The sequence below is a fragment of the Cupriavidus sp. HMR-1 genome (genome assembly GCF_000319775.1).
GTDB lineage: Bacteria > Pseudomonadota > Gammaproteobacteria > Burkholderiales > Burkholderiaceae > Cupriavidus > Cupriavidus metallidurans.
Map to the genome: position 1 here is coordinate 17,252 of NZ_ANKP01000223.1, position 21,511 is coordinate 38,762.

Consider the following 21,511-nt stretch of genomic DNA (forward strand, 5'->3'; position numbering starts at 1 on the left):
GTGGAATACTTGAGGATTTCGGTCGAGTATAAGATTTTCCGACTAAATCAGTCAAGTACCCCTTGCTGCAATGCAGTGTTCCACTCGCTATAACGACGGGCTTCCCTCGGGCGCCGAATCCGGCGCTTTACGCGGCGGAATCAGCAATGAAAGCGGGTGCCGGAGAATGCGCTGACGCACCGCCCGCACCACTTCCCGCCGATCGACCCGACGCAGGTTGCGCGAGCGCAGGGCCATGTTGAAAGCCAGCGCGAAGCTCACCGCCACGTTCAACACCCCCATCAGCGCGATCCCCACCACCGCTAGCCACAGGGCCGGCATGCGCAGCGCATCGAACCCGAGCACACCGATGGCCGCACCGATCGAACCCGTCGAAAGCGTCACATGGCGCACTTCCATATGCGGACCGAAGAAGCTCAGGATCTCCGGCCCCAGCCCAAGCAGGAAGCCCAGCGACACGTTGGCCGTGATGCCCGAGAGATTGCGTTTCCAGAAATCGGCCAGGCGCATCGCGCCGCGTTGACCGAGTACATAGCGCAAGCGCCGGTTGTAGGCCATGACATCGTGCACACGATGCAGCGCGAACCAGTTGTCGGCCCATCCCGCGATCAGGCTCGACAGCCAGAGCAGCACGCCCGTGAAGATCGCATAGAGCGGCGTAGGGCCAAGGATCGAGAACGATTCGATCGTCGCGATCGCCTTCGCGGGCGTCAGCAGGTGGGCGCCGAACGCCTTGCCCACGCCCCACTCGATCGCCAGCGCCACCGGGAACACCACGGACAGGTTGCCGAAGATCGCGGCCGCATTTGACCGGATCATGGCGATCGTGTCGTCGACGAAAATCTCGCGCCCTTCCGGCCGCCCAGCGCCGTCGAGCCGGTGTGCCAGCGCCGGCCCCGTCATGGCCGGCTGCTTGGTGGCCAGCGTGAAATGCGCGAAATGGATCGCGAGGAAGCTACCCGCGTAGTTCAGCGAGGCCAGGAAGCCTTCGATGAACTTGTCCAGGTGAAGCCCGTAGATCAGGAACTTCAGGTAGACGGTGAGGACGGTAACCAGACCACCGCCCATCGCGGCGCGCATCAGTTCGGCATACTCCTTGCGATCGCGCGTGATGTAGTGCTCGCCGCTCTCGGCCGAACGCTCGACGACCTTGCGCGCGAGTTGCGCGAACGACGAACTCATCAGATGCCCGACGCTGCGCCGCGCCTGCGTCGATCGGATCAACTCGGCAATCAGGTGCGCGTGCCGCCCATGGTGCGAGGGATCGACCCATGCGGTGAGGAGCAGATCGATACGTGCCAGGCGAGCCTTCATCCGCTCGATCTGGAACACCACCTCCACGGAGACACCGTTTTCCTCGAGATCCTCGTAGACCTGGCGCGCGGCTGCGTGGCAACCGTCTAGCAAGCCGCGGAAATAATTGAGCCGATGGACGAATGCATCATCGTGCGCCAGTCCTTCCTCGCACAATGCCGCGACAGCGCGGTCCAGGCGGAAGAACGGTGTCTCGTCCACACGCCCACGCAGGCGGCTGCGGATCGCCTGACTCAGCCCCGTCGCCTTCACCTGGCTCACCAGAACCTGGATGCTGGCCGTCAGCGTTGCCTCGCGCGCCTTGCGCAGGCGCTTGACGCCATCCCCTTCTTCCGCCCCGCCCTCGGCGCCCACCAGCAACGCCTGGGCAAGCCGCTCGACCAGTTCGTCGTCGAGTGTCTCGACCCAGTCAGCGTCGTTCTCATCGACAAACAACAGCGCGAACAGGCCCGCCATATCGCTGCGATTCGGGGGCGGCGGCAGGAAGCGCGCCTGGAGCCGGTCCGCCATCTCGCTCCAGATCCCAGGGTGGGAGGCCACGCCGGTATCGCAGAACAGCGAGGTCGGATCGTTGTCGCGCACGATCGAGCGGACCGTGCGGGCGAAGCTGTCGGCCCAGTCGGGATGCCGGGCCAGCACCTGCAGCAGGTAACGCAGACGAACATGGACCGGAAAACTGCGGCTGCCGGCCCCGCCCGCCTCCGCGCCGGCATCGAGATTGCCGTCCCGGCGCAGCCAGTAGGCGAGTTCGATCAGCCATTGATTTCGGTCGGCGAGCAGCGCATCGGGGTCGGCCGCGGCCAGGATGGCATCCAGTTGCAGGCTGGCATTGCGTGACTCGCGCCACTTTCGAAACAGGGAACGCAGCATCAGATCAGCCGCTTCCGCAACATCTCGATCACGCCGTCACAGGCATCCTCGATATAGTCCAGCACGCGCTCGAAACCATCGCCCTCGCCGTAGTACGGGTCGGGCACTTCCTCGGCGTTGTGCTGCGTGGCAAAGCTCATCAGCAGGCGTAGCCTGTCGGCGCCAGCATCGGCATGGAGCGCGCGCAGCGCCGAAAGGTTGGCCTGGTCCATCGCCAGCACCAGGTCGAAGCGACTGAAGTCCGCCACGACCACCTGCCGGGCACGCAGTGCGGACAAGTCGTAGCCGCGTCGCAGCGCATGGCGCTGGCTGCGCGCGTCGGGCGCCCTGCCCACGTGATAGTCATGCGTGCCGGCCGAATCGAGTTCGACCAGATCGGCAAGGCCGGCGGCCTCGAGCTTGGCGCGCAGGACACCCTCCGCCGTCGGGGAACGGCAGATATTGCCCATGCAACACATCAGAATGGCGTACTTTTTCATCGGCGCGATTCTACCGCCTGCCGACTGACGCCGAAACGACTTCGCCCGGTCAGAGCTGCTCGGCGATCGCCTTGCCACGCGCGAATCCGGCCGCCTCGGCTTCTTCGGGCGTTCCGTACCGCTCGGAGGGTGGCGCTGTTTCCACCATCGTGCTGGCAGCGCGGATATTCGTGCCCTTGCGGCACACCCGCACCGTGTATTCCCATGCGATCGGTGAACGGGGTTTCACCAGCACCTGAATCTCGTGCGTCTCGAAAACCCTCTTCTTCCACTCACTGCTATAGGCCATTACCTGTCTCCTGCGTCCTGCGCTTCCGGATGCTGCGCGTTGCCGGCCCGTCAGTTCACTTCACCGGCGTCGATCGTACGCATGGCCTCGGCTTCCGCCAGGGCAAGCGCAGCCTCGGGCGAATGCGCCGTGCCGGTTTCCGTCTCGAAAGTCGGGCCGCCGGGCTCGCCGAACGCGTCGGCAATCGTCAATACCCCGGCAAACCCACCGCCCGCGTGCGGGACTGCACGGGCCACTACCGCATAACCACCATATTCGAACTGACTCACCATGGCGTGCTCCTTGTCCGTGATCCGGCGTCTCCGCCCCAACCACTATAGGATGCCGGCGATACGCCGTGGCTCGGGGTGATCCCCGATCGACCTCTTACGCGGACGGCGGCAGGAGATGATCGCCTTCGGCCCCAGCCCCGAACACCTGCGTCCGCAGCTTCGCGAGTTGATCGCGCACCTGGGCCGCCTTTTCGAACTCCAGGTTCTTGGCATGGTCGAGCATCTGCTTCTCCAGGCGCTTGATCTCCTTGGCCACCTGCTTCTCGCTCATGTCCTCGTACCTGGCCCGCTCGGCGGCGGCCGTCAGTTCGGCCTTGACGTCGTCGGCGTTGTAGACCCCATCGATGATGTCCTTGATGCGCTTGACCACGCCGCGTGGCGTGATGCCGTTGGCTTCGTTGAAGGCCATCTGCTTCTCGCGGCGACGCTCGGTTTCCCGGATCGCCACCTTCATCGAGTCGGTCATGCGGTCGCCATACAGGATGGCCGTGCCATTGACGTTACGCGCGGCCCGCCCGATGGTCTGGATCAGAGAACGCTCGGCGCGCAGGAAACCCTCCTTGTCCGCATCGAGGATCGCCACCAGCGACACCTCGGGGATGTCGAGCCCCTCGCGCAGCAGGTTGATGCCGACGAGCACATCGAACGTGCCAAGCCGCAGGTCGCGAATGATTTCCACGCGCTCGACGGTATCAATGTCCGAATGCAGGTAGCGGACCTTCACGCCGTTTTCCGAAAGGAACTCGGTCAGTTGCTCCGCCATGCGCTTTGTCAGCGTCGTCACCAGCACACGTTCGTTGACCTTGACCCGCTGATGGATTTCCCCAAGCAGGTCGTCCACCTGCGTCGTGGCCGGCCGCACCTCGATCACCGGATCGACCAGCCCGGTCGGCCGCACCACCTGCTCGACCACCTGCCCCGCGTGCTCCTTCTCGTAGTTCGCCGGAGTGGCTGTCACAAACACCGCCTGGCGCATCTTTCGCTCGTACTCGTCGAACTTGAGCGGCCGGTTGTCCAGCGCCGAGGGCAAGCGGAAGCCGTACTCGACCAGCGTGGTCTTGCGCGCGCGGTCGCCGTTGTACATGCCGTTCAACTGGCCGATCAGCACGTGGGACTCGTCCAGGAACATCAGCGCGTCTGGCGGCAGATAGTCAACCAGCGTCGGCGGTGGCTCGCCCGGCTTCGCGCCCGACAGATGGCGCGAATAGTTCTCGATGCCCTTGCAGAAGCCCAGTTCGGTGAGCATCTCCAGATCGAACCGCGTACGCTGCTCGAGCCGCTGCGCCTCCACGAGGCGGTTCTCCTTGTAGAAGAAATCCAGCCGCTCGCGCAGCTCCACCTTGATGTCCTCGATCGCGCGCAGCACCGTTTCGCGCGGCGTCACGTAGTGGCTCGAGGGATAGACCGTGAAACGCGGAATCTTCTGGCGCACGCGGCCGGTCAGCGGATCGAAGAACTGCAGCGAATCCACCTCGTCGTCGAACAGTTCGACGCGCACCGCCATCTCGGCGTGCTCGGCCGGAAAGATGTCGAGCGTGTCGCCGCGCACGCGGAACGTGCCGCGCTGGAAGTCAGTCTCGTTGCGCGTGTACTGCATCGCGATCAGGCGGGCGATGACATCGCGCTGGCTGATCTTGTCGCCAGTACGCAGCGTCAGGATCATCTGGTGGTATTCGCTCGGATTGCCGATACCGTAGATCGCCGACACCGTGGCGACGATGATCGTGTCGCGTCGTTCCAGCAGGCTCTTGGTCGCCGACAGCCGCATCTGCTCGATATGCTCGTTGATCGACGAGTCCTTCTCGATGAACAGGTCGCGCTGCGGCACGTAGGCCTCGGGCTGGTAGTAATCGTAGTAGCTGACGAAATACTCGACCGCGTTGCGCGGGAAGAACTCCCGGAACTCGGAATACAGCTGCGCCGCCAGTGTCTTGTTTGGCGCGAAGACAATGGCCGGCCGGCCCATCCGGGCGATCACGTTGGCCATCGTGAAGGTCTTGCCGGAGCCGGTCACGCCCAGCAGCGTCTGGTACGACAGGCCGTCCTCCACGCCCTCCACCAGTTGGCGGATCGCCTCCGGCTGGTCGCCCGCCGGCGAATACGGCTGATAAAGCTGGAATGGAGACCCCGGAAACGTGACGAATTTGTCTTCATCCAGGGCGGGGGCGGCTTCAGCAAGGTTCGTCATAAACGTAGGGAAATACCTGAGGAAAACTGGCGGATACGCTAGAATCTTGGGGTTGCGCGGCTTGGTTCAAGCACAGTCTGCCCGACGCTGCTGTCAGGTTCTGTCAGGAGTGTGTTCCAGGTTCCGCTGCAGCCACTGCGCAGTCGAAGCGATTCTACGCCCTCCGTTTTGTTACACAGCTGACCACGAGATTCCAAATGAGTTTGTTTTCTGCCGTCGAGATGGCCCCGCGCGACCCGATCCTGGGCCTGAATGAAGCGTTCAATGCTGATACCCGCGCCACCAAGGTGAACCTGGGCGTTGGCGTGTACTTCACCGACGAAGGGAAAATTCCGCTGCTGCGCGCCGTGCAGGAGGCCGAAAAGGCCCGCCTGACGACCGCCACGCCGCGTGGCTACCTGCCGATCGAAGGCATCGCCGCCTATGACCAGGCCGTGCAAACCCTGCTGTTCGGCAAGGAATCGGCCCTGATCTCCGAAGGCCGCGTGGTGACGGCTCAGGCACTCGGCGGCACCGGCGCCCTGAAGATCGGCGCCGACTTCCTGAAGCGCCTGTACCCGAACGCATCGGTCGCAATCAGCGATCCGAGCTGGGAAAACCACCGCGCGCTGTTCGAAGCCGCCGGTTTCCCCGTGATCAACTATGCCTACTACGACGCTGCCAGCCACGGCCTGAACTTCGCCGGCATGGTGGAATCGCTGAAGTCGTACCCGGCCAACACGATCGTCGTGCTGCACGCCTGCTGCCACAACCCGACCGGCGTGGATCTGGACGAAGCCCAGTGGAAGCAGGTCGTGGAACTGGTCAAGGAACGTAACCTGATCCCGTTCCTGGACATGGCCTACCAGGGCTTTGCCGAGGGTATCGAGCCGGACGGCGCCGCTGTGCGCCTGTTCGCGGAGTCGGGCCTGCCGTTCTTCGTTTCCAGCTCGTTCTCGAAGAGCTTCTCGCTGTACGGCGAGCGCGTAGGCGCCCTGTCGATCGTGACCACGGGCAAGGAAGAAGCCCAGCGCGTGATGTCGCAGATCAAGCGCGTCATCCGCACGAACTACTCGAACCCGCCGACCCACGGCGGCACCGTGGTGGCCACCGTACTGAACAGCCCGGAACTGCGCGCCATGTGGGAGCAGGAACTGGCCGAAATGCGCGACCGCATCAAGCTGATGCGCCATGCGCTGGTCGACAAGCTGGCCGCCAAGGGCGTGCCGGGCGACTTCTCGTTCGTGAAGGCCCAGCGCGGCATGTTCTCGTACTCGGGCCTGACCTCGGCCCAGGTGGACCGCCTGCGCAACGAACACGGCATCTACGCCGTGAGCACGGGCCGCATCTGCGTGGCAGCGTTGAACAGCCGCAACATCGACGCCGTGGTGAACGCGATCGCCGCCGTCTACTAAACCGGCGACATCGGACGGGCGCCGCACCAAAATGCGGCATCCGGCAGCGAAAGGCGACCTGGAGGCCACTCCGGTCGCCTTTTTCTTTGGGCGCTCGGAAATGTCATCTGGAATATAGGCAAATGCCCTATTGTCTTCCCCACTTGCAGGTACAACGATGAGGTTTATGCTGCAAAGCACGATCGTTCTATTCCGTGCATAATCGGTTGCACGACATCCGTTGGCGACAAGAAAGGCTAGACAGGTACCCCCATGCTTTATCAACTGCATGAATTCCAGCGCACGATGCTGAACCCGCTTACCGCGTGGGCCCAAGCGACTGCAAAGACATTTACGAACCCCCTCAGCCCTCTTTCACTGGTCCCCGGCGCTCCTCGGCTGGCAGCAGGCTACGAATTGCTGTACCGATTGGGAAAAGCCTACGAAAAGCCGGAATTCAACATCAAATCCGTCCGTTCGAATGGCCGCGACATTCCGATCGTCGAACAAACCATCCTGGACAAGCCGTTCTGCAAGCTGGTGCGCTTCAAGCGCTATGCGGACGATCCGGACACCATCAAGCTGCTCAAGGACGAGCCGGTCGTGCTGGTCTGCGCGCCGTTGTCCGGCCACCACTCCACGCTGCTGCGCGATACCGTGCGCACTTTGCTGCAGGACCACAAAGTTTATGTGACCGACTGGGTGGACGCCCGCATGGTGCCGGTGGAGCACGGCGAGTTCCATCTGTCCGACTACATCCGTTACATCCAGGAGTTCATCCGCCACATTGGCGCGGAGAACCTGAATGTGATCTCCGTGTGCCAGCCGACCGTGCCGGTACTTGCCGCGATCTCGCTGATGGCGTCGGCAGGTGAGAAGACCCCGCGCACCATGACGATGATGGGTGGCCCGATCGACGCGCGAAAGAGCGCAACGGCGGTCAACTCGCTCGCCACCAACAAGTCCTACGAGTGGTTCGAGAACAACGTCATCTACACGGTGCCGGCCAACTACCCGGGCCACGGCCGCCGCGTCTATCCGGGCTTCCTGCAGCACGCCGGCTTCGTGGCGATGAACCCGGACCGCCATGTGTCGTCGCACTATGACTACTACCTGAGCCTGGTCCAGGGCGGGTCCGACGACGCCGAGGCGCACGTCAAGTTCTATGACGAGTACAACGCCGTCCTCGATATGGCGGCCGAGTACTACCTCGAGACGATTCGCACGGTGTTCCAGGAATTCCGCCTGGCCAATGGCACGTGGGTTGTCGACGGCGAGCCGGTGCGTCCGCAGGACATCAAGAGCACTGCCCTGCTGACGATCGAAGGCGAGCTCGACGATATTTCGGGCGCCGGCCAGACCGCCGCCGCGCACGACTTGTGCACCGGCATCGCGAAGACCCGCAAGCAACACCTGACCGCCGAGAAATGCGGCCACTACGGGATTTTCTCGGGCCGCCGCTGGCGCGATAGCGTCTACCCGGAACTGCGCGATTTCATCCGCAAGTACCGCGCCTGACCGTCGCGCGTCGCATCAAAGTCAAACGCCCGCGAAGACTCGCGGGCGTTTTTTTATTTGCCGATGCCGGCGCCAGCTTCAGCGCTTCAGATACGACAGCAGCATCTTGGTATGCAGATCGGCAAAGCGCTCGTGCTCCTCCTCCGAGGCCACGTCGCGGCCGATCACGGCACTGATCGTGTAACGATTCGACAGCACGTAATAGCCGAGCGCCGAGATGGTCAGGTAGAACTGCGGCACGTCGATGTCATCGCGGAACAGGCCCTGCTTCTGTCCTCGCTTGATGATGTCGGCCAGCACGTCGACCACCGGGTTGACGAGCTGATGCAATTGCGCGGACTTCTTCAGGTGCCGCGCCTCGTGCAGGTTCTCGCTGTTCACCAGCCGGATGAACTCCGGATGCTGGTAATACCAGTCCCAGACGAAGCGAGCCAGCGTGCGGACGGCGGCAACCGGGTCTTCGTCGGTGATGTGGAGGCGCTCTTCGTCCGCGCGAAACTCCGCATACTGCTTTTCGAGCACCGCAAGGAACAAGCCCTCCTTGCTGCCGTAGTAGTAATAGAGCATCCGCTCGTTGGTCTCGGCGCGGCGCGCGATCTGGTCGACGCGCGCGCCGGCCAGCCCGCCCTTGGCAAACTCTTCCGTGGCCGCAGCCAGAATGCGCCGGCGCGTGCCCTCGGGGTCCCGCTTGGTTCTTGGCTCGTTTGACATGAATTCCTGGTCTGTGAGTTGCGCGGATTATGGCACACAGCAATGTCGCATCGCCCTGTTCCTCCCCGAACGGGTGACGCAGCGCATCATCGCTTTTTCTGGCCCGCGACGAAATCGGGGATAATCCTTGCCGCGCACACGCTCGCCAGAAGCGTGCCAGATTTCAGCCGTCCCTCGATATACGTTTCGCAGTCGTGACTACCACCCCCTCAGCCGCCGCCAGCCTGGCGGATCGCCTTGAAGCCCTGCTGCCACAAACCCAATGCACCAAGTGCGGGTTCGATGGCTGCCGCCCCTACGCCGAAGCCATGGCGCGCGGTGAAGCGGCAAGCAACCGTTGCCCCCCGGGCGGCGCCGAAGGCATCGTGCGGCTGTCAGCGGCGCTCGGCGTCGCGCCACAGCCGCTCGACCCGGAACGCGGCGTGGAGCAACCCCGCGCGGTCGCCCGGATCGAAGAATCGCTCTGTATCGGCTGCACGCTGTGTATCCAGGCCTGCCCAGTCGATGCCATCGTCGGTGCGCCCAAGCAGATGCACACCGTTCTGCCAGACTGGTGCACGGGCTGCGACTTGTGCGTGGCGCCCTGCCCGGTCGACTGCATCGAGATGATTCCGGTCACCGGCGAGCAAACGGGATGGGCTGCGTGGTCACAGGAGCAGGCCGACGCGGCACACGCGCGCTACGCCGCGCGCGGCGTGCGACTGGTGCGGGAGCGCGAGGAAAACGATGCGCGGCTGGCCGCCAAGGCCGCCGCCAAACTCGAGGCGCTGCAGGCCGAGCCCGTCGCCAACACCGCGGAACAGGAAGCCCAGGCGCGCAAGAAGGCGATCATCCAGGCGGCCATTGAACGCGCGCGGCAGAAGCAAGCCGCGGCCCGGCCGCTCAATACCGAGAACGTTTCGCCGGCCGTCCAGGCACAGATCGACGCTGCCGAAGCTCGGCGGGCAAAGCTTGGCATGACCACGCACGAACCGGCCGGCGAGCAGGGCAACAAGCAGGACAACAAGCAGGACAACAACAACCCTTCGACATGAACTCCGCCAAGTGCCGCGCCATCTTCGAAACCCTGCGTGAGGTCAATCCGACGCCGACCACGGAGCTGGAGTACAGCTCGCCGTTCGAATTGCTGATCGCGGTGCTGCTCTCCGCGCAGGCCACCGATGTCGGCGTCAACAAGGCCACGCGCCTGCTGTTCCCGGTCGCGCATTCGCCGCAGCAGATCCTGGCGCTTGGCGAGGCGGGCCTGATCGACTACATCAAGACGATCGGCCTCTACAAGACCAAGGCCAGGCACGTAATGGAAACGTGCCGCATTCTTGTGGAGAAGTACGACGGCAAGGTGCCGCCGGTGCGCGAGGCGCTGGAATCGCTGCCCGGCGTCGGCCGCAAGACGGCAAACGTGGTGCTGAACGTTGCGTTCGGCCAGCCGACGATCGCCGTGGACACGCACATTTTCCGCGTATCGAACCGTACCGGCCTGGCGCCCGGCAAGAATCCCGACGCAGTGGAGGAGAAGCTGCTGAAGGTCGTGCCGACAGAATTCCTGCACGATGCGCACCACTGGCTGATCCTGCATGGTCGCTACGTGTGCAAGGCGCGCAAGCCCGAGTGCTGGCACTGCGCGATCGAACCCCTCTGCGAGTTCAAGGAAAAAACGCCCGCGCCGAAGCAGTAGCCGGTTCAGTCGCCGGTCGTCAGGAACGCTGACGATCCTTCAACACCAGCGCCAGTTGCAGCGCCGTCGCCGCAACGGTATCGACATCGGGCGCATAGCCGTGACGGATCCAGTGCAGTGCCACATGAATGATGCCGCCAGCCACACCGGCCAGCAGCATCGGATCCGGCTCCTTGCCTTCCGGCATCAGCACACGCGCCAGCAGCCCGCCGAAATCGCGCAGCGAGAGGCCGAGCGCCTCATCCACCAGTTTGCTGACACCCCGGATCTCCACCAGGAAGACCCGCGCCGAGCGGGGTTCGCACTGCAGCGTGCCGAAGTAGGCACGCAGTATCGCCAATGCGCGATGCTCGCCGTCACCGCCGGCCGCTTCGCCGGCCAGTTCGATCTTCTGCAGCAACAGGTCCGTGACTGTTTGAAACGAAGCCAGCAGCAAGGCCTCGCTGTTGGCGAATGACTCGTAGAAGTACCGCTCGGTAAGACCGGCTGCCTCGCAAACGGCCTTGACTGTCGCGTTCTGGTAGCCGCGCTCGCCATAGACCTGTACTGCCGCGGCAATAAGTTGCCCGCGGCGCTGGGCGCGCCGTTCTTCGGCTTCGGCGCCACGGTAGCGGCGCGCGGGAGAGAGCTCGGTAGTCATGGGCGCCATTATGACATTCCCTATTGTCAGATTGCTTCTGACAACCTATGTTGTCAGAAATGCCACTGATCCGGGTTCCCGTCATGACCGCCCCTACTCCTGATGACGCAGTCCTTGATGTTCTGATCGTCGGCGCCGGCCTGTCCGGTATCGGCGCCGCCCGACAATTGCAGGACCGCTGCCCCGGCAAGCGCTACGCCATCCTGGAAGCCCGGCAGGCCATGGGCGGTACCTGGGATCTGTTCCGCTACCCGGGCATCCGCTCCGACTCGGACATGTACACCCTGGGGTACCGCTTCAAGCCCTGGAGAGGCGCCAAGGCAATTGCCGATGGCCCGTCGATCCTGTCGTACATTCGCGAGACCGCCGACGAAGCGGGCATCACAAAGCACATCCGCTACGGGCACAAGGTGGTCAGCGCGGCCTGGGATAGCCGCTCAGCCTGCTGGTCGATCGAGGCCGAGCGCACCGCCGATGGCAGCCGGGTCCGCCTGCGCACGCATTTCCTTTATGTCTGCGCCGGCTACTACAGTTACGCGGAGGGCCACCGGCCAACGTTTCCGGGCGAGGAGAACTTCCGTGGCCGCATGGTGCATCCACAGTTTTGGGACCCGTCGATCGACTATGCCGGCAAACGCGTGGTGGTAGTCGGCAGCGGCGCTACGGCCGTCACGCTGGTACCGTCCATGTCGCAAACCGCGGCCCACGTGACGATGCTGCAGCGGTCGCCCACGTATATCGTCACGCGTCCCGGTCAGGATGCGATCGCTCACAAGCTGCGCCGGATGCTGCCCGAAGGGCTGGCCTATGCGGCCACGCGCTGGAAGAACGTGCTGCTGGGGATGTTCTTCTTCCAGCTTGCCCGTCGCAAACCCGAGAAGGTCAAGGCCCGGATGATCGGCATGGCGGCCGAGCAGCTTGCGCCCGGCTATGACGTCGACACCCATTTCACGCCGCGCTACAAGCCGTGGGACCAGCGCGTCTGTCTGGTGCCCGACGGCGACCTGTTCCGCGAGATCCGCGAGGGCCGCGCCTCGATCGTGACCGACACCATCGAGCGTTTCACCGAGGACGGCATCGTGCTGGCCTCGGGCCAGACCCTGCCGGCCGACATCGTGGTGGTGGCCACCGGCCTGAAGCTGAATATGCTGGGCGACATCGTCGTCACCGTGGATGGCGCGCCGCGCCGCCCGGCCGAGGCGATGGCCTACAAGGGCATGATGCTCAGCGACGTACCCAATCTCGTGCTGGCCTTCGGCTACACCAATGCATCGTGGACGCTGAAGGCGGACCTGACCGCCGAGTACGTCTGCCGGCTGCTGCGTTACATGGATCGCCACGGCTACCGCTCCGCCGCGCCGCACGTGGATCCAACCGTGCAGACCATGCCATTTCTGAACTTCTCTTCGGGCTACGTGCAACGCGCCGCCAGTGTGCTGCCCCGGCAGGGCGACCGCCGGCCGTGGCGCGTCTACCAGAACTACTTCATGGATATGATGACCATTCGCCATGGCCGCATCGCGGATGGCGTGCTGCAGTTTGATAGGCAAGGCACCGCGACCTTGCCGCAGGAAGATGCCCTGGCGGAGGTACAGCCGTGAACGTCCTGCTCTCCGTCATCGTCGCCGTCGTTGGGCTGCTGGTACTGATCGGCCTTGCGCTGTTCCTGTTCACGTGGCGCACCACCCGGAAGATCGAAGCCGCCTTGCCGCCGACCGGGCGTTTCATTGACGTCCCTGGCGCGCAGTTGCATGTCGTCGAGCGCGGCACCGGCCCCGCTGTACTGCTGGTGCATGGCCTGTCCGGCCAGCTCGGCAACTTCGACTACGGGATGATCGAACCGCTTGCGCGCGACTTCCGGGTGGTGGCCATCGACCGGCCTGCCGCCGGATACTCGACGCGCGCGCCCGGCGCCGCTGCCGACCTGCCGGCGCAGGCCGACACGCTGGCTGCCCTGATCGACAAGATGGGCCTCGACAAGCCACTGGTGGTCGGCCACTCGCTGGGTGGCGCGATTGCGCTGACCCTGGCGAGTCGCCACCCCGAGCATGTGGGCGGTCTGGCCCTGATCGCCCCGCTGACGCATCCGCCCGAGCATATCTCGCCCGTGTTCGAGGCAATGACGATCCCGAGCGCATGGAAGAGAAAGCTGCTGGCGTGGACGCTGCTGATCCCGATGTCGATCAGGAATCGCGAGCAGGTCATGGACATCGTCTTCGGCCCCGACCGCGCGCCCGACGACTTCCCCACGCGCGGCGGCGGCCTGCTGGCAATGCGGCCGAGCCATTTCCTCGGTGCCTCGGAAGACCTGATCGGCGCAGCCGCGAGCCTGCCTGCCGTGGTGCCGCACTATGGCGCGCTGCGGATGCCGATCCACGTCCTTTACGGCCGCGAGGACCGCATCCTCGACTACAAGCTGAACGGCGAGGCATTCGCCGCGAAGGTCCCTGGCGCCAGGCTGACATTGGTAAGCGGAGGGCATATGCTGCCAGTTACCGCGATCGATACCAGCGTGGATTTTGTCCGAAACGCGGCACTGCAACTGCACGAGCCAGTGTCCGCCTGATCCGCCCGCCCGAAAATAGGAGCCCAACGATGGCCGCTTCGACCGGTTTCAACCCTTACAAGCGGGACTTGCCCACCGCCTTCGATGCCATCCGCAAACTGCTGGCGGACGGCCACGACACGGAGCAGGTCTTCCGCATCATGCGGGCGCTCAATGGCCCGAGCATGCCGAAGAACTACAGCCGGCTGCTGAGCACGCCGGAAGGCCGCCGCCTTGCTTACCTGCGCGAAGAACTGGCCGAGCGACTCTGCGATCCCGCATACATCGCCAGCTTTGCCCCGGGAACGGTCGGCGCGGCGTACCGTGGTTTTCTCGAAAAGACCGGCTATAGCGCGGATGGGTTGGCGAAGGTCTCGAACCTGAACCAGGAACCGGTGGTCGAGGACGCGTATATGTGGTTCGGCCGGCGCACACGCGACATCCACGATATCTGGCACGTGCTGACCGGCTACCGTGCCGACGAAAGTCTCGGCGAGGCGGCACTGGTCGCGTTCAGCTATGCGCAGACCGGCGGCAAGGGTTGGGCCTTCATCGCGGTCGCCGCTGCCCTGAAGAGCTGGCGGCTGACCGGCAGCCTCGCGTTCGCGCGCGCAGTGCTCGAAGGCTACCGCCTGGGCAAGCGGGCGAAGTGGCTGCTGGCCGAAGACTACGATGCGCTGCTGAACGAGCCGATCGACGCGGCCCGGGAGCGGCTTGGCATCTCGGAAGCAAAGCAATACCTCGCCTGCAATCCGATGGAGGAATGGTCGGCCTGAGCCCCTGAGCCGTCCACGCGCCAACAAAAAAGCGACCTCGATGGGTCGCTTTTTTGTTTCGGGTCAGCGGCGCATCAGACGATGCGGCAGGCTTCGTCGAACGTCAGGCGCGGACCACGCGGGAACAGCTTGTCGGCTTCGCCATAGCCCAGGTTCACCAGGAAGTTGACCGCCCACTTGCCGTCGGGGAAGAACGTGGCGTTGAGCTTGTCGGCATCGAATCCGGCCATCGGGCCGCAGTCCAGACCCAGTGCGCGGGCGGCCAGGATGAAGTAGCCACCTTGCAGCGAGCTGTTCATCAGCGCGTCGCGGGCAATCTTCTCGTCGTTGCCGGCGTACCACGAACGCGCATCGGCGTGGGGGAACAGCTTCGGCAGTTGGTCGTGGAAGTTGCGGTCGAACGCGATGATCGCGGTCACCGGCGCCGAGCGGGTCTTGTCGGCATTGCCAGCCGATACGCACTCGACCAGGCGGGCCTTCTCGGCCGCCGACTTCACGAACACGATGCGTGCCGGCGAGCCATTTGCGGCGGTCGGACCGAATTTCATCGCTTCGTAGATCTGCTTCAGCAGCGCATCATCCACATGCTTGTCTTGCCACACGTTGTGGGTGCGGGCTTCAGTGAACAATTGTGCAAGGACTGCCTGATCGACGGATTTCATTGCGCGTTTTCCGGGTTTTGGGATGAAAGAAAGCGCGATTGTACCCAAGCGTCCGCCGTGCGCCCACAAGCGCTTTGACGAACCCGTTCAATTCCGTTCGTCGGAGGTCTTCAGTGGGGGCGTACCGCTGGCCCGGCGTGTCAGCCAGAGCACTCCGGCGAGGATCAACCCGCCCCCGACGGCCTGGGTCGGGCCGATGTGTTCGCCAAGCAACACGGCGGCCAGCACTACGGTCACCACAGGCTCCAGCGTCGACAGCATCGATGCCTTGGAGGCCCCAAGCCGCTGCAGTCCGGCGAAGAACGTCAGGATCGCGAGCACGGTGGATACCAGCGCGATGGCCACCAACGCCAGCCAGCCACCTGCGCTGGCCGGAAACTGCGGCGGCACGCCAGCCCCCGCGCGCAAGAACCCGAGCGTCACATAGACCAGTGCCGCCGCCGTACAGATCACCGTGGTCGTGGCGATGGCATTGACGCCGGCAGTCACGCGCGCACCCACCACGATATAGATCGAATAGATCACCGCCGCGGCCACCCCAAGGGCGATGCCTAGCGAACTGCCCTCGCCTCCCCCCACGGTCAAACCCGCGCCCACCGAGCAGAGCACCAGCGCGATCACCGTGGAAGTGGTCAGGTGCTCCTTCAGGAAGACGGCGGCAAGGATCGTCACGAACAGCGGATAGAGATACAGCAGCAGCGCCACCAGGCTGGCCTGCGCGTAGTTCAACGCCGTGAAAAAACAGTACGACTGGCTGACATAACCGATGCCACCCATCGCCGCCAGCGCCAGCACGCGGCGCCACGGCGGCAGGCTGATCCCCCTGGCACGCATCACAAAGCCCATCGCAATCGCGGCCAGCAGGAAGCGCACGGCCAGCAGGCCATAGACGTCCGCCCCCGCTGCATAGGCAAAGCGCGCGAAGATGGCCATGGCGCCGAAGGCGCTGGCGGAGAGCGCGATCAGCAACACGCCCGCGAGCTTGTCGCGGGCGTGGCCCATGGTGCCGGTGGCGGATGCAGTCATCGGTGGCGAATCTGAAAAATGGCAGTGGCTGAGGTTTGTTCGCGATAGTTTGTCAGCGTACTGAACGACGGCGAACAAACTTCCGCATTCTACTAATGCGCGGGGCGCCGTCGGCAGAGCCGCGACCGCTGCACTACAATAGCGGCCATCATGTTCAATCCCTCAAGAGAAGAAGTCCGCCGGTTCTTCTGCGAAGCCTGGCAGAAGCGCGTCGCGGGCAACGTCCTCACGCCGCTTGAAGCGATCGCGGTCGACTGGATCGACCAGCATCCCGAGTACCAGTCCCTGCTGACCGATACCGAAGCCGCGCTAGCGCGCGACTACACACCGGAAGGCGGCCAGACCAACCCGTTCCTGCACTTGGCGATGCATCTGTCGATCTCCGAACAGGTCTCGATCGACCAGCCGCCCGGCATCCGCGCCGCCTACGAGGCATTGAGCCGCCGGCTCGATTCGCCGCACGAGGCCCAGCACCAGATCATGGAAGCGCTCGGCCAGATGCTCTGGAACGCGCAGCGCAATGGCATGCCGCCGGACGGGCAGGCCTACGTGGACGATATCCGACGCCGGGCCGCCGGCTGATCCGCACCCACCCGGTTTGGCCACGCCCCGTGGCTAACCATTCGTCACATGCCGCACGCGCCACACATGGTACGCTTGCGGGCATCGCAACTCTTGTCGCGTCCACGTCACCGGAGTGCTGTCGATATCCCGCCGGTGCGGCGCTCATTGCTCCCGATGCCACGTTACGTGTCAGGCCGTGTTGCACTTCCACGCACGGCCTTCCGCCTGCTGTTGCATACGCTGGCCTCGTCGGCCGTCCTGTTCCACGCCACGCCAGCCGATGCCGCGGTATCCGTGTTGCAGCCACCGCGTGTCGTTGATGCCACTCAGCCGCTCACCCTGACCCTGCTGATCACCGGGGATCGGGACACGCGCCGCTATGCCGTGCCCGACACCCTCGAGGTGTCAGCCTCGGGAGACCTTGTGGCGCCGGCACCCATGACGCTCAAGCGCGTCGGCAAGGGGCCAACCGTCCTGAACCTGCGGCAAGGCGAGCACCAGACCGTCAGCTTCCGTGGGGAATGGCCTGCGACATTGCGTGGAGTGGTCCGCCTGGACATCTCCGGGATCGACGCCGCGCCGGTCCTGATCACGCTGAACCAGGCGCCGGGCGCAAACCCGGCCACCGTTACTGCGCCAGTGGTCGCCGGCACACCGGCCGAACCCAAAGCGGCCGGCGCGCCTGTCAGCGTCGGCCAGGTCACCCCGGTCGTATCGGCCGAGAATGTCCCCGCATCCACTCCGGCGCCAGCCGATCTGCGTGATGCGCAACGGCTTTCCTTCAACGAGCCGATGTACATCATGTTCGGCGCGCACGACGGGGCCAACGCCAAGTTCCAGCTCAGCTTCAAATTCCGGATCTACGAGGGCAAGGACCCGGCGTCGAAGCGCTTCATCGACAACCTCTACTTCGCCTACACGCAGTTCTCGCTATGGGACCTGCACAGCGCCTCGAAGCCGTTCGAGGACACCAACTATCGCCCTAGCCTGTATTACTACCTGTCCGACACGGGCGTGAAGAACAGCGTGATCAGCCGGCTGTCGATCGCTTCGGGCTTCGAGCACGAGTCGAATGGCCGGGCCGGCGCCGATTCGCGCAGCATCAACACGCTGTTCCTCAAGCCGACGATGTACTTTGGCGACCAGAACGACTGGCACTGGCGCGTGGCGCCCAAGGTCTATGCGTACCTGGAGAAAAGCGAGAATGAGGACATCGCGCACTATCGCGGCTACATGGACCTGAACCTGGCCTATGGGAAGCCCGATTCGTGGGAATTCGCCGCCACGCTGCGCAAGGGCACGCGGCAGATGTACGGCAGCGTCGACGCGCAGGCCTCGTACCCGCTCTCTCGCCTGATTCCGGGCACGGCTGGCTACCTGATGCTGGGCTACTTCTATGGCTATGGCGAAAGCCTGCTCAACTACAACCAGAAGACGCCCTGGCAGATCCGCCTGGGTTACGCGCTATCCCGCTAGCGGCTTGCCGCTGGCCTTGAGCCGCGCATTGCCCACGGCCGCCGAGAACTGCCCATGGCCGTGCCAGCCCGTGGCGCGGCCGAGCTTCTTACCCTTGTGGAAGAACATGAACACGGGGATACCATGCAGGCCGAAGCGCCGCCCCAGCTCGGGATGGGCATAGACATTGGCATGCAGCCAGTGCAGGTCGAGCGCGCGAATCGGTTCGGGATTGGCCAGGATCGCCTTCTTGGCCATCTCGCAGTTGAAGCAGTCCACACCCCAGAAGAACACGCAGACCAGATCGTCGCCAGCATTGGCGATCGCCGCGTCGATGTTCTCGCCATCGACTTCGGCCATATCGAGCGCCTCGAACGCGCGGTGATCGAGGTGCGGCTCGTTTCCTTCGGACATTTCGATCCCTCCTGAAACGACAACGCCCGGTGCCAATGGCCCGGGCGTTTCGTACTGCCGTATGCCGACGACTCGCGCTCAGCGCGGCGCCGAGACGGTCACCAGCGCCGGGCGCAGCACGCGGTCGGCAATCATGTAGCCGCGTTGCAGCACGTTGACCACGGTGTTCGGTTCCTGCTCGGACGGCACCATCGAGATGGCCTGGTGGCGATGCGGGTCGAACTTCTCGCCCACCGGGTTCACTTCGACAATGCGGCCACGTTCGAACGCGGCGGTCAGTTGGCGCGCGGTCAGTTCCACACCTTCGCGCAGCTTGCCGAGGTCACCGGTACCGTCGGCCAGCGCGGCCTGCAGGCTGTCCATCACGGGCACGAGGTTATCGGCAAAGCTCTCGATGGCGAACTTGTGAGCCTTGGCCACTTCGTCCTGCGAACGGCGGCGGATGTTCTCGCCCTCCGCCGTGGCGCGCAGGAACATGTCGTAGTGTTCCTTGGCCTTGGCTTCCAGTTCGGCCACCTGTTGCGTCAGGCGGACCACCTCGTCGGCACCGGCTTCCGGCGTGCGGGCGGCGTCCTCGGCTGCCTGCGTATTGGGGGTTGGCGTCTGGTTCTGTTCTTCCATGTCGATTCGTATCAAAACAAAAGCACGGCCCGCTCTGGCGGCAGGCCATCGGGTGAGTCGGGTGTCAAACCGGCAAGTCTAGCTGCACTTGGTGTCAGTCCCCGATTTTTCAAGTGTGGAGGTTCAGAGACGCGGAAATACGTCGTTACAAAGCCTTGCTCGATGAAATCGAGCCGTCATTGCTTTGCTGCATCGCACACACTAAGATTCACTTAATAAAAAATGTCAAAAATAACGGGAGCAGAGAGGTGGATCATTTTGGTGCATCCTTCGGAAGGTTCGCCATGCACAAGCTGCCAGTCGTTGCCCTTTGCCTGATTGCCGCGCTCTCGGCCATGACGGTCTTCATCTGCCTGTCCGACACGGTTGCCCCGCGCGACACCGAGTATGGCAGCGGCAAGGCCGTATTCAAGCATTACCTCGTCCAGTACGTCCGCTAACCCGCTACATTACGGCCAGCCGGAGTGCCCCGCCCCCGGCTGGCTGCAACCGTCACCCCTTGAAGTCGTCGATTCTGCGCCGGTCGCGCTTGGTCGGTCGCCCGTGCATCTGCGCCGCCGGCTCGTGCTGGAAGCGCCGCCGTTCCGCGTCTGTCTGTCGCCCGGCCTGACTTTCCTCGGTCTCCGCATAGAGCGTCTGGGCGATCGGCGCCGGCCCGCGTGACGCGGCCACGCCCTTGACCACCACTTCCCAGCGCTGCTGATGCGCCTCCAGTATCACGGTGTCGCCCGGCTTGACCTCGCGCGAGTTCTTGCAGGGCTGCCCGTTGACACTCACGCGCCCCCGCTCCACCGCCTCGGCAGCCAGCGAGCGCGTCTTGAAGAAGCGCGCGCACCAGAGCCATTTGTCGATGCGCAGCCGCGCATCGGGTTCGAAATCGACTTGCATGATTACCGTCCGTTACTGCCCGTGCCCGCCCGTGACCGCCGCCAAGGCCTCAGGCTCCCGCGCCACGCGCCTGCGCGCGGGAGCGCCTTGCTTCCAGTTCGTGGGGATGTGGAACATTGAGCGGCCACCCCTGCAAATGCTGCAACGCAATATCCGCCAATCCGGCGATCCACGCCTCTGCATCGTTGAGGCACGGGATGAAATGGAAATCCTGGCCGCCGGCCACGCGGAATTCCGACTGCCCCTCCATCGCGATCTCCTCGAGCGTCTCGATGCAGTCGGCGGGAAAGCCGGGACAGAACACGTCCACGCGCTGCGTCCCGACCTTGCCCAGTTCGGCCAGCGTCGGCGCTGTATAGGGCTGTAACCACTCCGCCTTGCCAAAACGAGACTGAAACGTCACCTGATACTGGCCGGGCTGCAAGCCCAGCGCCTCGCCGAGCAGACGACCGGTCTTCAGACACTCGCAGTGATAGGGATCACCCAGGTCCAGCAATCGGCGCGGAAGGCCGTGGAACGACAGGATCAGCTTGTCACCGCGCGCGAAATCCGGCTTGCCATGCTGGGCCCAATAGCCGCCCACCTGCTTGTGCAGCGCAGAGATATACGCCGGGTGATCGTGGAAATGCTTGATCAGCCGTAACTCGGGCTGGTTGCGCCACGCCGACAGGACACGAAATGCCTCGTCGAAGGCGGTGGCCGTGGTCGTGCCGGAGAACTGCGGATACAGCGGCAGCAACAGGATCTGTTCGGTACCCTGCCGGCGCAGCGCTTCCATGACCGATTCGATTGACGGATTGCCATAGCGCATCGCGCAGGCCACCGTTACGTCGTGACCTTGCTGCTGCATCAACAGTTGCAGCGCATGAGCCTGACGCTCTGTATACACAAGTAGCGGCGACCCGGTCATATGCGCCTCGCGCAGCCAGATCGACTCGTACTTCATGGCCGACGCCCGCGAGCGGAACGGCAGGATCAGCCCGTGCAGGATCGGCAGCCAGGCCAGGCGCGGGATCTCTACCACGCGCGGGTCGGACAGGAACGCCTTCAGGTAGCGCCCCACCGCCTTAGGCGTGGGCGCGTCCGGGGTGCCGAGGTTGATCAGCAGGATCGCGGTGCGCGGCGGCTGGCCGTGCTGGTGTGCCGGTTCAGGCGAAAACGTCATAGGGTTTCCGTTGGGACTGCCGGGGGCGCTGGCGAATCAGGGGCCGGCCGCAAGCCGTTGCAGGCG

General features: G+C 64.2%; 23 protein-coding genes. 10 read left to right on the top strand and 13 right to left on the bottom strand.

Annotated elements, in window-relative coordinates; genetic code table 11:
- Positions 1–87: 87 nt before the first annotated feature.
- From D769_RS21235 to uvrB, 5 genes are all read right to left on the bottom strand, one after another.
- Complete coding sequence (locus D769_RS21235; RefSeq protein ID WP_008649300.1) at positions 88–2,184, bottom strand: site-specific recombinase; 2,097 nt, start codon at positions 2,182–2,184, stop codon at positions 88–90.
- Positions 2,184–2,663, bottom strand: coding sequence for a low molecular weight protein-tyrosine-phosphatase (locus D769_RS21240; RefSeq protein ID WP_008649301.1), 480 nt, complete (start codon positions 2,661–2,663; stop codon positions 2,184–2,186). Before D769_RS21240 ends, D769_RS21235 begins: the two co-directional genes overlap by 1 nt.
- Before the next feature lie 49 nt (positions 2,664–2,712).
- Positions 2,713–2,952, bottom strand: a complete 240-nt coding sequence (locus tag D769_RS21245; protein ID WP_008649302.1) for a hypothetical protein — start codon at positions 2,950–2,952, stop codon at positions 2,713–2,715.
- A gap of 50 nt (positions 2,953–3,002) precedes the next feature.
- A complete protein-coding gene (locus tag D769_RS21250) occupies positions 3,003–3,224 on the bottom strand; it encodes a hypothetical protein (protein WP_008649303.1) in 222 nt (73 codons plus the stop codon).
- A gap of 94 nt (positions 3,225–3,318) precedes the next feature.
- Positions 3,319–5,412, bottom strand: a complete 2,094-nt coding sequence (uvrB, locus tag D769_RS21255; protein ID WP_008649304.1) for an excinuclease ABC subunit UvrB — start codon at positions 5,410–5,412, stop codon at positions 3,319–3,321.
- Between the two features lie 197 nt (positions 5,413–5,609).
- On the opposite strand from uvrB, the gene D769_RS21260 reads away from it, so the two are divergent.
- Positions 5,610–6,806, top strand: a complete 1,197-nt coding sequence (locus tag D769_RS21260) for an amino acid aminotransferase (RefSeq protein ID WP_008649306.1) — start codon at positions 5,610–5,612, stop codon at positions 6,804–6,806.
- Positions 6,807–7,058: 252 nt separating this feature from the next.
- The gene (phaZ, locus tag D769_RS21265; RefSeq protein WP_008649308.1) at positions 7,059–8,303 is read left to right on the top strand and encodes a polyhydroxyalkanoate depolymerase; all 1,245 of its coding nucleotides are present in this window, start codon (positions 7,059–7,061) and stop codon (positions 8,301–8,303) included.
- 78 nt (positions 8,304–8,381) lie between these two features.
- On the opposite strand, the gene D769_RS21270 is transcribed toward phaZ, so the two are convergent.
- A complete protein-coding gene (locus D769_RS21270) occupies positions 8,382–9,014 on the bottom strand; it encodes a TetR family transcriptional regulator (protein WP_008649310.1) in 633 nt (210 codons plus the stop codon).
- A gap of 194 nt (positions 9,015–9,208) precedes the next feature.
- Between D769_RS21270 and rsxB the strand changes: the two genes are divergently transcribed.
- Together rsxB and nth are read left to right on the top strand one after the other, a co-directional pair.
- A complete protein-coding gene (rsxB, locus tag D769_RS21275; protein ID WP_008649311.1) occupies positions 9,209–10,048 on the top strand; it encodes an electron transport complex subunit RsxB in 840 nt (279 codons plus the stop codon).
- Positions 10,045–10,689: an endonuclease III gene (gene nth / locus D769_RS21280; protein WP_008649313.1), complete on the top strand. Its 645-nt coding sequence runs from the start codon at positions 10,045–10,047 to the stop codon at positions 10,687–10,689. The genes rsxB and nth overlap by 4 nt, the downstream gene beginning before the upstream one ends.
- Positions 10,690–10,708: 19 nt before the next feature.
- Here nth and D769_RS21285 read toward each other — a convergent pair whose 3' ends face one another.
- A complete protein-coding gene (locus D769_RS21285) occupies positions 10,709–11,338 on the bottom strand; it encodes a TetR/AcrR family transcriptional regulator (RefSeq protein ID WP_008649315.1) in 630 nt (209 codons plus the stop codon).
- A 74-nt stretch (positions 11,339–11,412) separates the two neighbouring features.
- On the opposite strand from D769_RS21285, the gene D769_RS21290 reads away from it, so the two are divergent.
- Genes D769_RS21290 through D769_RS21300 form a run of 3 tightly spaced genes read left to right on the top strand, consistent with a single transcriptional unit; the run spans position 11,413 to position 14,650 of the window.
- Complete coding sequence (locus tag D769_RS21290; protein WP_008649317.1) at positions 11,413–12,930, top strand: NAD(P)/FAD-dependent oxidoreductase; 1,518 nt, start codon at positions 11,413–11,415, stop codon at positions 12,928–12,930.
- Complete coding sequence (locus D769_RS21295) at positions 12,927–13,895, top strand: alpha/beta hydrolase (RefSeq protein ID WP_008649319.1); 969 nt, start codon at positions 12,927–12,929, stop codon at positions 13,893–13,895. Before D769_RS21290 ends, D769_RS21295 begins: the two co-directional genes overlap by 4 nt.
- A gap of 29 nt (positions 13,896–13,924) precedes the next feature.
- The gene (locus D769_RS21300; RefSeq protein ID WP_008649320.1) at positions 13,925–14,650 is read left to right on the top strand and encodes a Coq4 family protein; all 726 of its coding nucleotides are present in this window, start codon (positions 13,925–13,927) and stop codon (positions 14,648–14,650) included.
- Between the two features lie 74 nt (positions 14,651–14,724).
- On the opposite strand, the gene D769_RS21305 is transcribed toward D769_RS21300, so the two are convergent.
- Both D769_RS21305 and D769_RS21310 read right to left on the bottom strand, forming a co-directional pair.
- Positions 14,725–15,312 (bottom strand): malonic semialdehyde reductase, encoded by a 588-nt coding sequence (locus tag D769_RS21305; protein ID WP_008649321.1) that lies wholly within the window; start codon positions 15,310–15,312, stop codon positions 14,725–14,727.
- Between the two features lie 87 nt (positions 15,313–15,399).
- Entirely contained in the window at positions 15,400–16,338 is a 939-nt protein-coding gene (locus D769_RS21310) for a DMT family transporter (protein ID WP_008649322.1), read from the bottom strand.
- A gap of 150 nt (positions 16,339–16,488) precedes the next feature.
- Between D769_RS21310 and D769_RS21315 the strand changes: the two genes are divergently transcribed.
- Complete coding sequence (locus D769_RS21315) at positions 16,489–16,920, top strand: DUF1841 family protein (protein ID WP_008649323.1); 432 nt, start codon at positions 16,489–16,491, stop codon at positions 16,918–16,920.
- A gap of 48 nt (positions 16,921–16,968) precedes the next feature.
- Positions 16,969–18,378 carry a phospholipase A gene (locus D769_RS21320; protein ID WP_152415045.1) on the top strand — a complete coding sequence of 470 codons (1,410 nt, stop codon included), beginning with the start codon at positions 16,969–16,971 and terminating at the stop codon, positions 18,376–18,378.
- Here the strand turns inward: D769_RS21320 and D769_RS21325 are convergent.
- Together D769_RS21325 and grpE are read right to left on the bottom strand one after the other, a co-directional pair.
- On the bottom strand, positions 18,367–18,771 hold the full coding sequence (locus tag D769_RS21325) for a thioredoxin family protein (RefSeq protein ID WP_008649325.1): 405 nt from the start codon (positions 18,769–18,771) through the stop codon (positions 18,367–18,369). The two genes, D769_RS21320 and D769_RS21325, sit on opposite strands and share 12 nt — an antisense overlap.
- 78 nt (positions 18,772–18,849) lie before the next feature.
- Positions 18,850–19,392 (bottom strand): nucleotide exchange factor GrpE, encoded by a 543-nt coding sequence (gene grpE / locus D769_RS21330; protein ID WP_008649326.1) that lies wholly within the window; start codon positions 19,390–19,392, stop codon positions 18,850–18,852.
- A 284-nt stretch (positions 19,393–19,676) separates the two neighbouring features.
- Here grpE and D769_RS31365 point away from each other — a divergent pair, with 284 nt between their 5' ends.
- Entirely contained in the window at positions 19,677–19,832 is a 156-nt protein-coding gene (locus tag D769_RS31365) for a hypothetical protein (RefSeq protein WP_008649327.1), read from the top strand.
- Between the two features lie 52 nt (positions 19,833–19,884).
- Here D769_RS31365 and D769_RS21340 read toward each other — a convergent pair whose 3' ends face one another.
- Both D769_RS21340 and hemH read right to left on the bottom strand, forming a co-directional pair.
- The gene (locus D769_RS21340) at positions 19,885–20,280 is read right to left on the bottom strand and encodes an RNA-binding S4 domain-containing protein (protein WP_008649328.1); all 396 of its coding nucleotides are present in this window, start codon (positions 20,278–20,280) and stop codon (positions 19,885–19,887) included.
- Positions 20,281–20,329: 49 nt separating this feature from the next.
- Entirely contained in the window at positions 20,330–21,445 is a 1,116-nt protein-coding gene (gene hemH, locus D769_RS21345; protein ID WP_008649329.1) for a ferrochelatase, read from the bottom strand.
- Positions 21,446–21,511 lie beyond the last annotated feature (66 nt).

What these genes read in the sequence shown, in the direction of transcription:
- D769_RS21235 (WP_008649300.1), bottom strand. Translation starts at nt 2,184, where the DNA reads ATGCTGCGTTCCCTGTTTCGAAAGTGGCGCGAGTCACGCAATGCCAGC.
- D769_RS21240 (WP_008649301.1), bottom strand. Translation starts at nt 2,663, where the DNA reads ATGAAAAAGTACGCCATTCTGATGTGTTGCATGGGCAATATCTGCCGT.
- D769_RS21245 (WP_008649302.1), bottom strand. Translation starts at nt 2,952, where the DNA reads ATGGCCTATAGCAGTGAGTGGAAGAAGAGGGTTTTCGAGACGCACGAG.
- D769_RS21250 (WP_008649303.1), bottom strand. Translation starts at nt 3,224, where the DNA reads ATGGTGAGTCAGTTCGAATATGGTGGTTATGCGGTAGTGGCCCGTGCA.
- uvrB (WP_008649304.1), bottom strand. Translation starts at nt 5,412, where the DNA reads ATGACGAACCTTGCTGAAGCCGCCCCCGCCCTGGATGAAGACAAATTC.
- D769_RS21260 (WP_008649306.1), top strand. Translation starts at nt 5,610, where the DNA reads ATGAGTTTGTTTTCTGCCGTCGAGATGGCCCCGCGCGACCCGATCCTG.
- phaZ (WP_008649308.1), top strand. Translation starts at nt 7,059, where the DNA reads ATGCTTTATCAACTGCATGAATTCCAGCGCACGATGCTGAACCCGCTT.
- D769_RS21270 (WP_008649310.1), bottom strand. Translation starts at nt 9,014, where the DNA reads ATGTCAAACGAGCCAAGAACCAAGCGGGACCCCGAGGGCACGCGCCGG.
- nth (WP_008649313.1), top strand. Translation starts at nt 10,045, where the DNA reads ATGAACTCCGCCAAGTGCCGCGCCATCTTCGAAACCCTGCGTGAGGTC.
- D769_RS21285 (WP_008649315.1), bottom strand. Translation starts at nt 11,338, where the DNA reads ATGGCGCCCATGACTACCGAGCTCTCTCCCGCGCGCCGCTACCGTGGC.
- D769_RS21290 (WP_008649317.1), top strand. Translation starts at nt 11,413, where the DNA reads ATGACCGCCCCTACTCCTGATGACGCAGTCCTTGATGTTCTGATCGTC.
- D769_RS21300 (WP_008649320.1), top strand. Translation starts at nt 13,925, where the DNA reads ATGGCCGCTTCGACCGGTTTCAACCCTTACAAGCGGGACTTGCCCACC.
- D769_RS21305 (WP_008649321.1), bottom strand. Translation starts at nt 15,312, where the DNA reads ATGAAATCCGTCGATCAGGCAGTCCTTGCACAATTGTTCACTGAAGCC.
- D769_RS21310 (WP_008649322.1), bottom strand. Translation starts at nt 16,338, where the DNA reads ATGACTGCATCCGCCACCGGCACCATGGGCCACGCCCGCGACAAGCTC.
- D769_RS21315 (WP_008649323.1), top strand. Translation starts at nt 16,489, where the DNA reads ATGTTCAATCCCTCAAGAGAAGAAGTCCGCCGGTTCTTCTGCGAAGCC.
- D769_RS21320 (WP_152415045.1), top strand. Translation starts at nt 16,969, where the DNA reads ATGCCGCACGCGCCACACATGGTACGCTTGCGGGCATCGCAACTCTTG.
- D769_RS21325 (WP_008649325.1), bottom strand. Translation starts at nt 18,771, where the DNA reads ATGTCCGAAGGAAACGAGCCGCACCTCGATCACCGCGCGTTCGAGGCG.
- grpE (WP_008649326.1), bottom strand. Translation starts at nt 19,392, where the DNA reads ATGGAAGAACAGAACCAGACGCCAACCCCCAATACGCAGGCAGCCGAG.
- D769_RS31365 (WP_008649327.1), top strand. Translation starts at nt 19,677, where the DNA reads ATGCACAAGCTGCCAGTCGTTGCCCTTTGCCTGATTGCCGCGCTCTCG.
- D769_RS21340 (WP_008649328.1), bottom strand. Translation starts at nt 20,280, where the DNA reads ATGCAAGTCGATTTCGAACCCGATGCGCGGCTGCGCATCGACAAATGG.
- hemH (WP_008649329.1), bottom strand. Translation starts at nt 21,445, where the DNA reads ATGACGTTTTCGCCTGAACCGGCACACCAGCACGGCCAGCCGCCGCGC.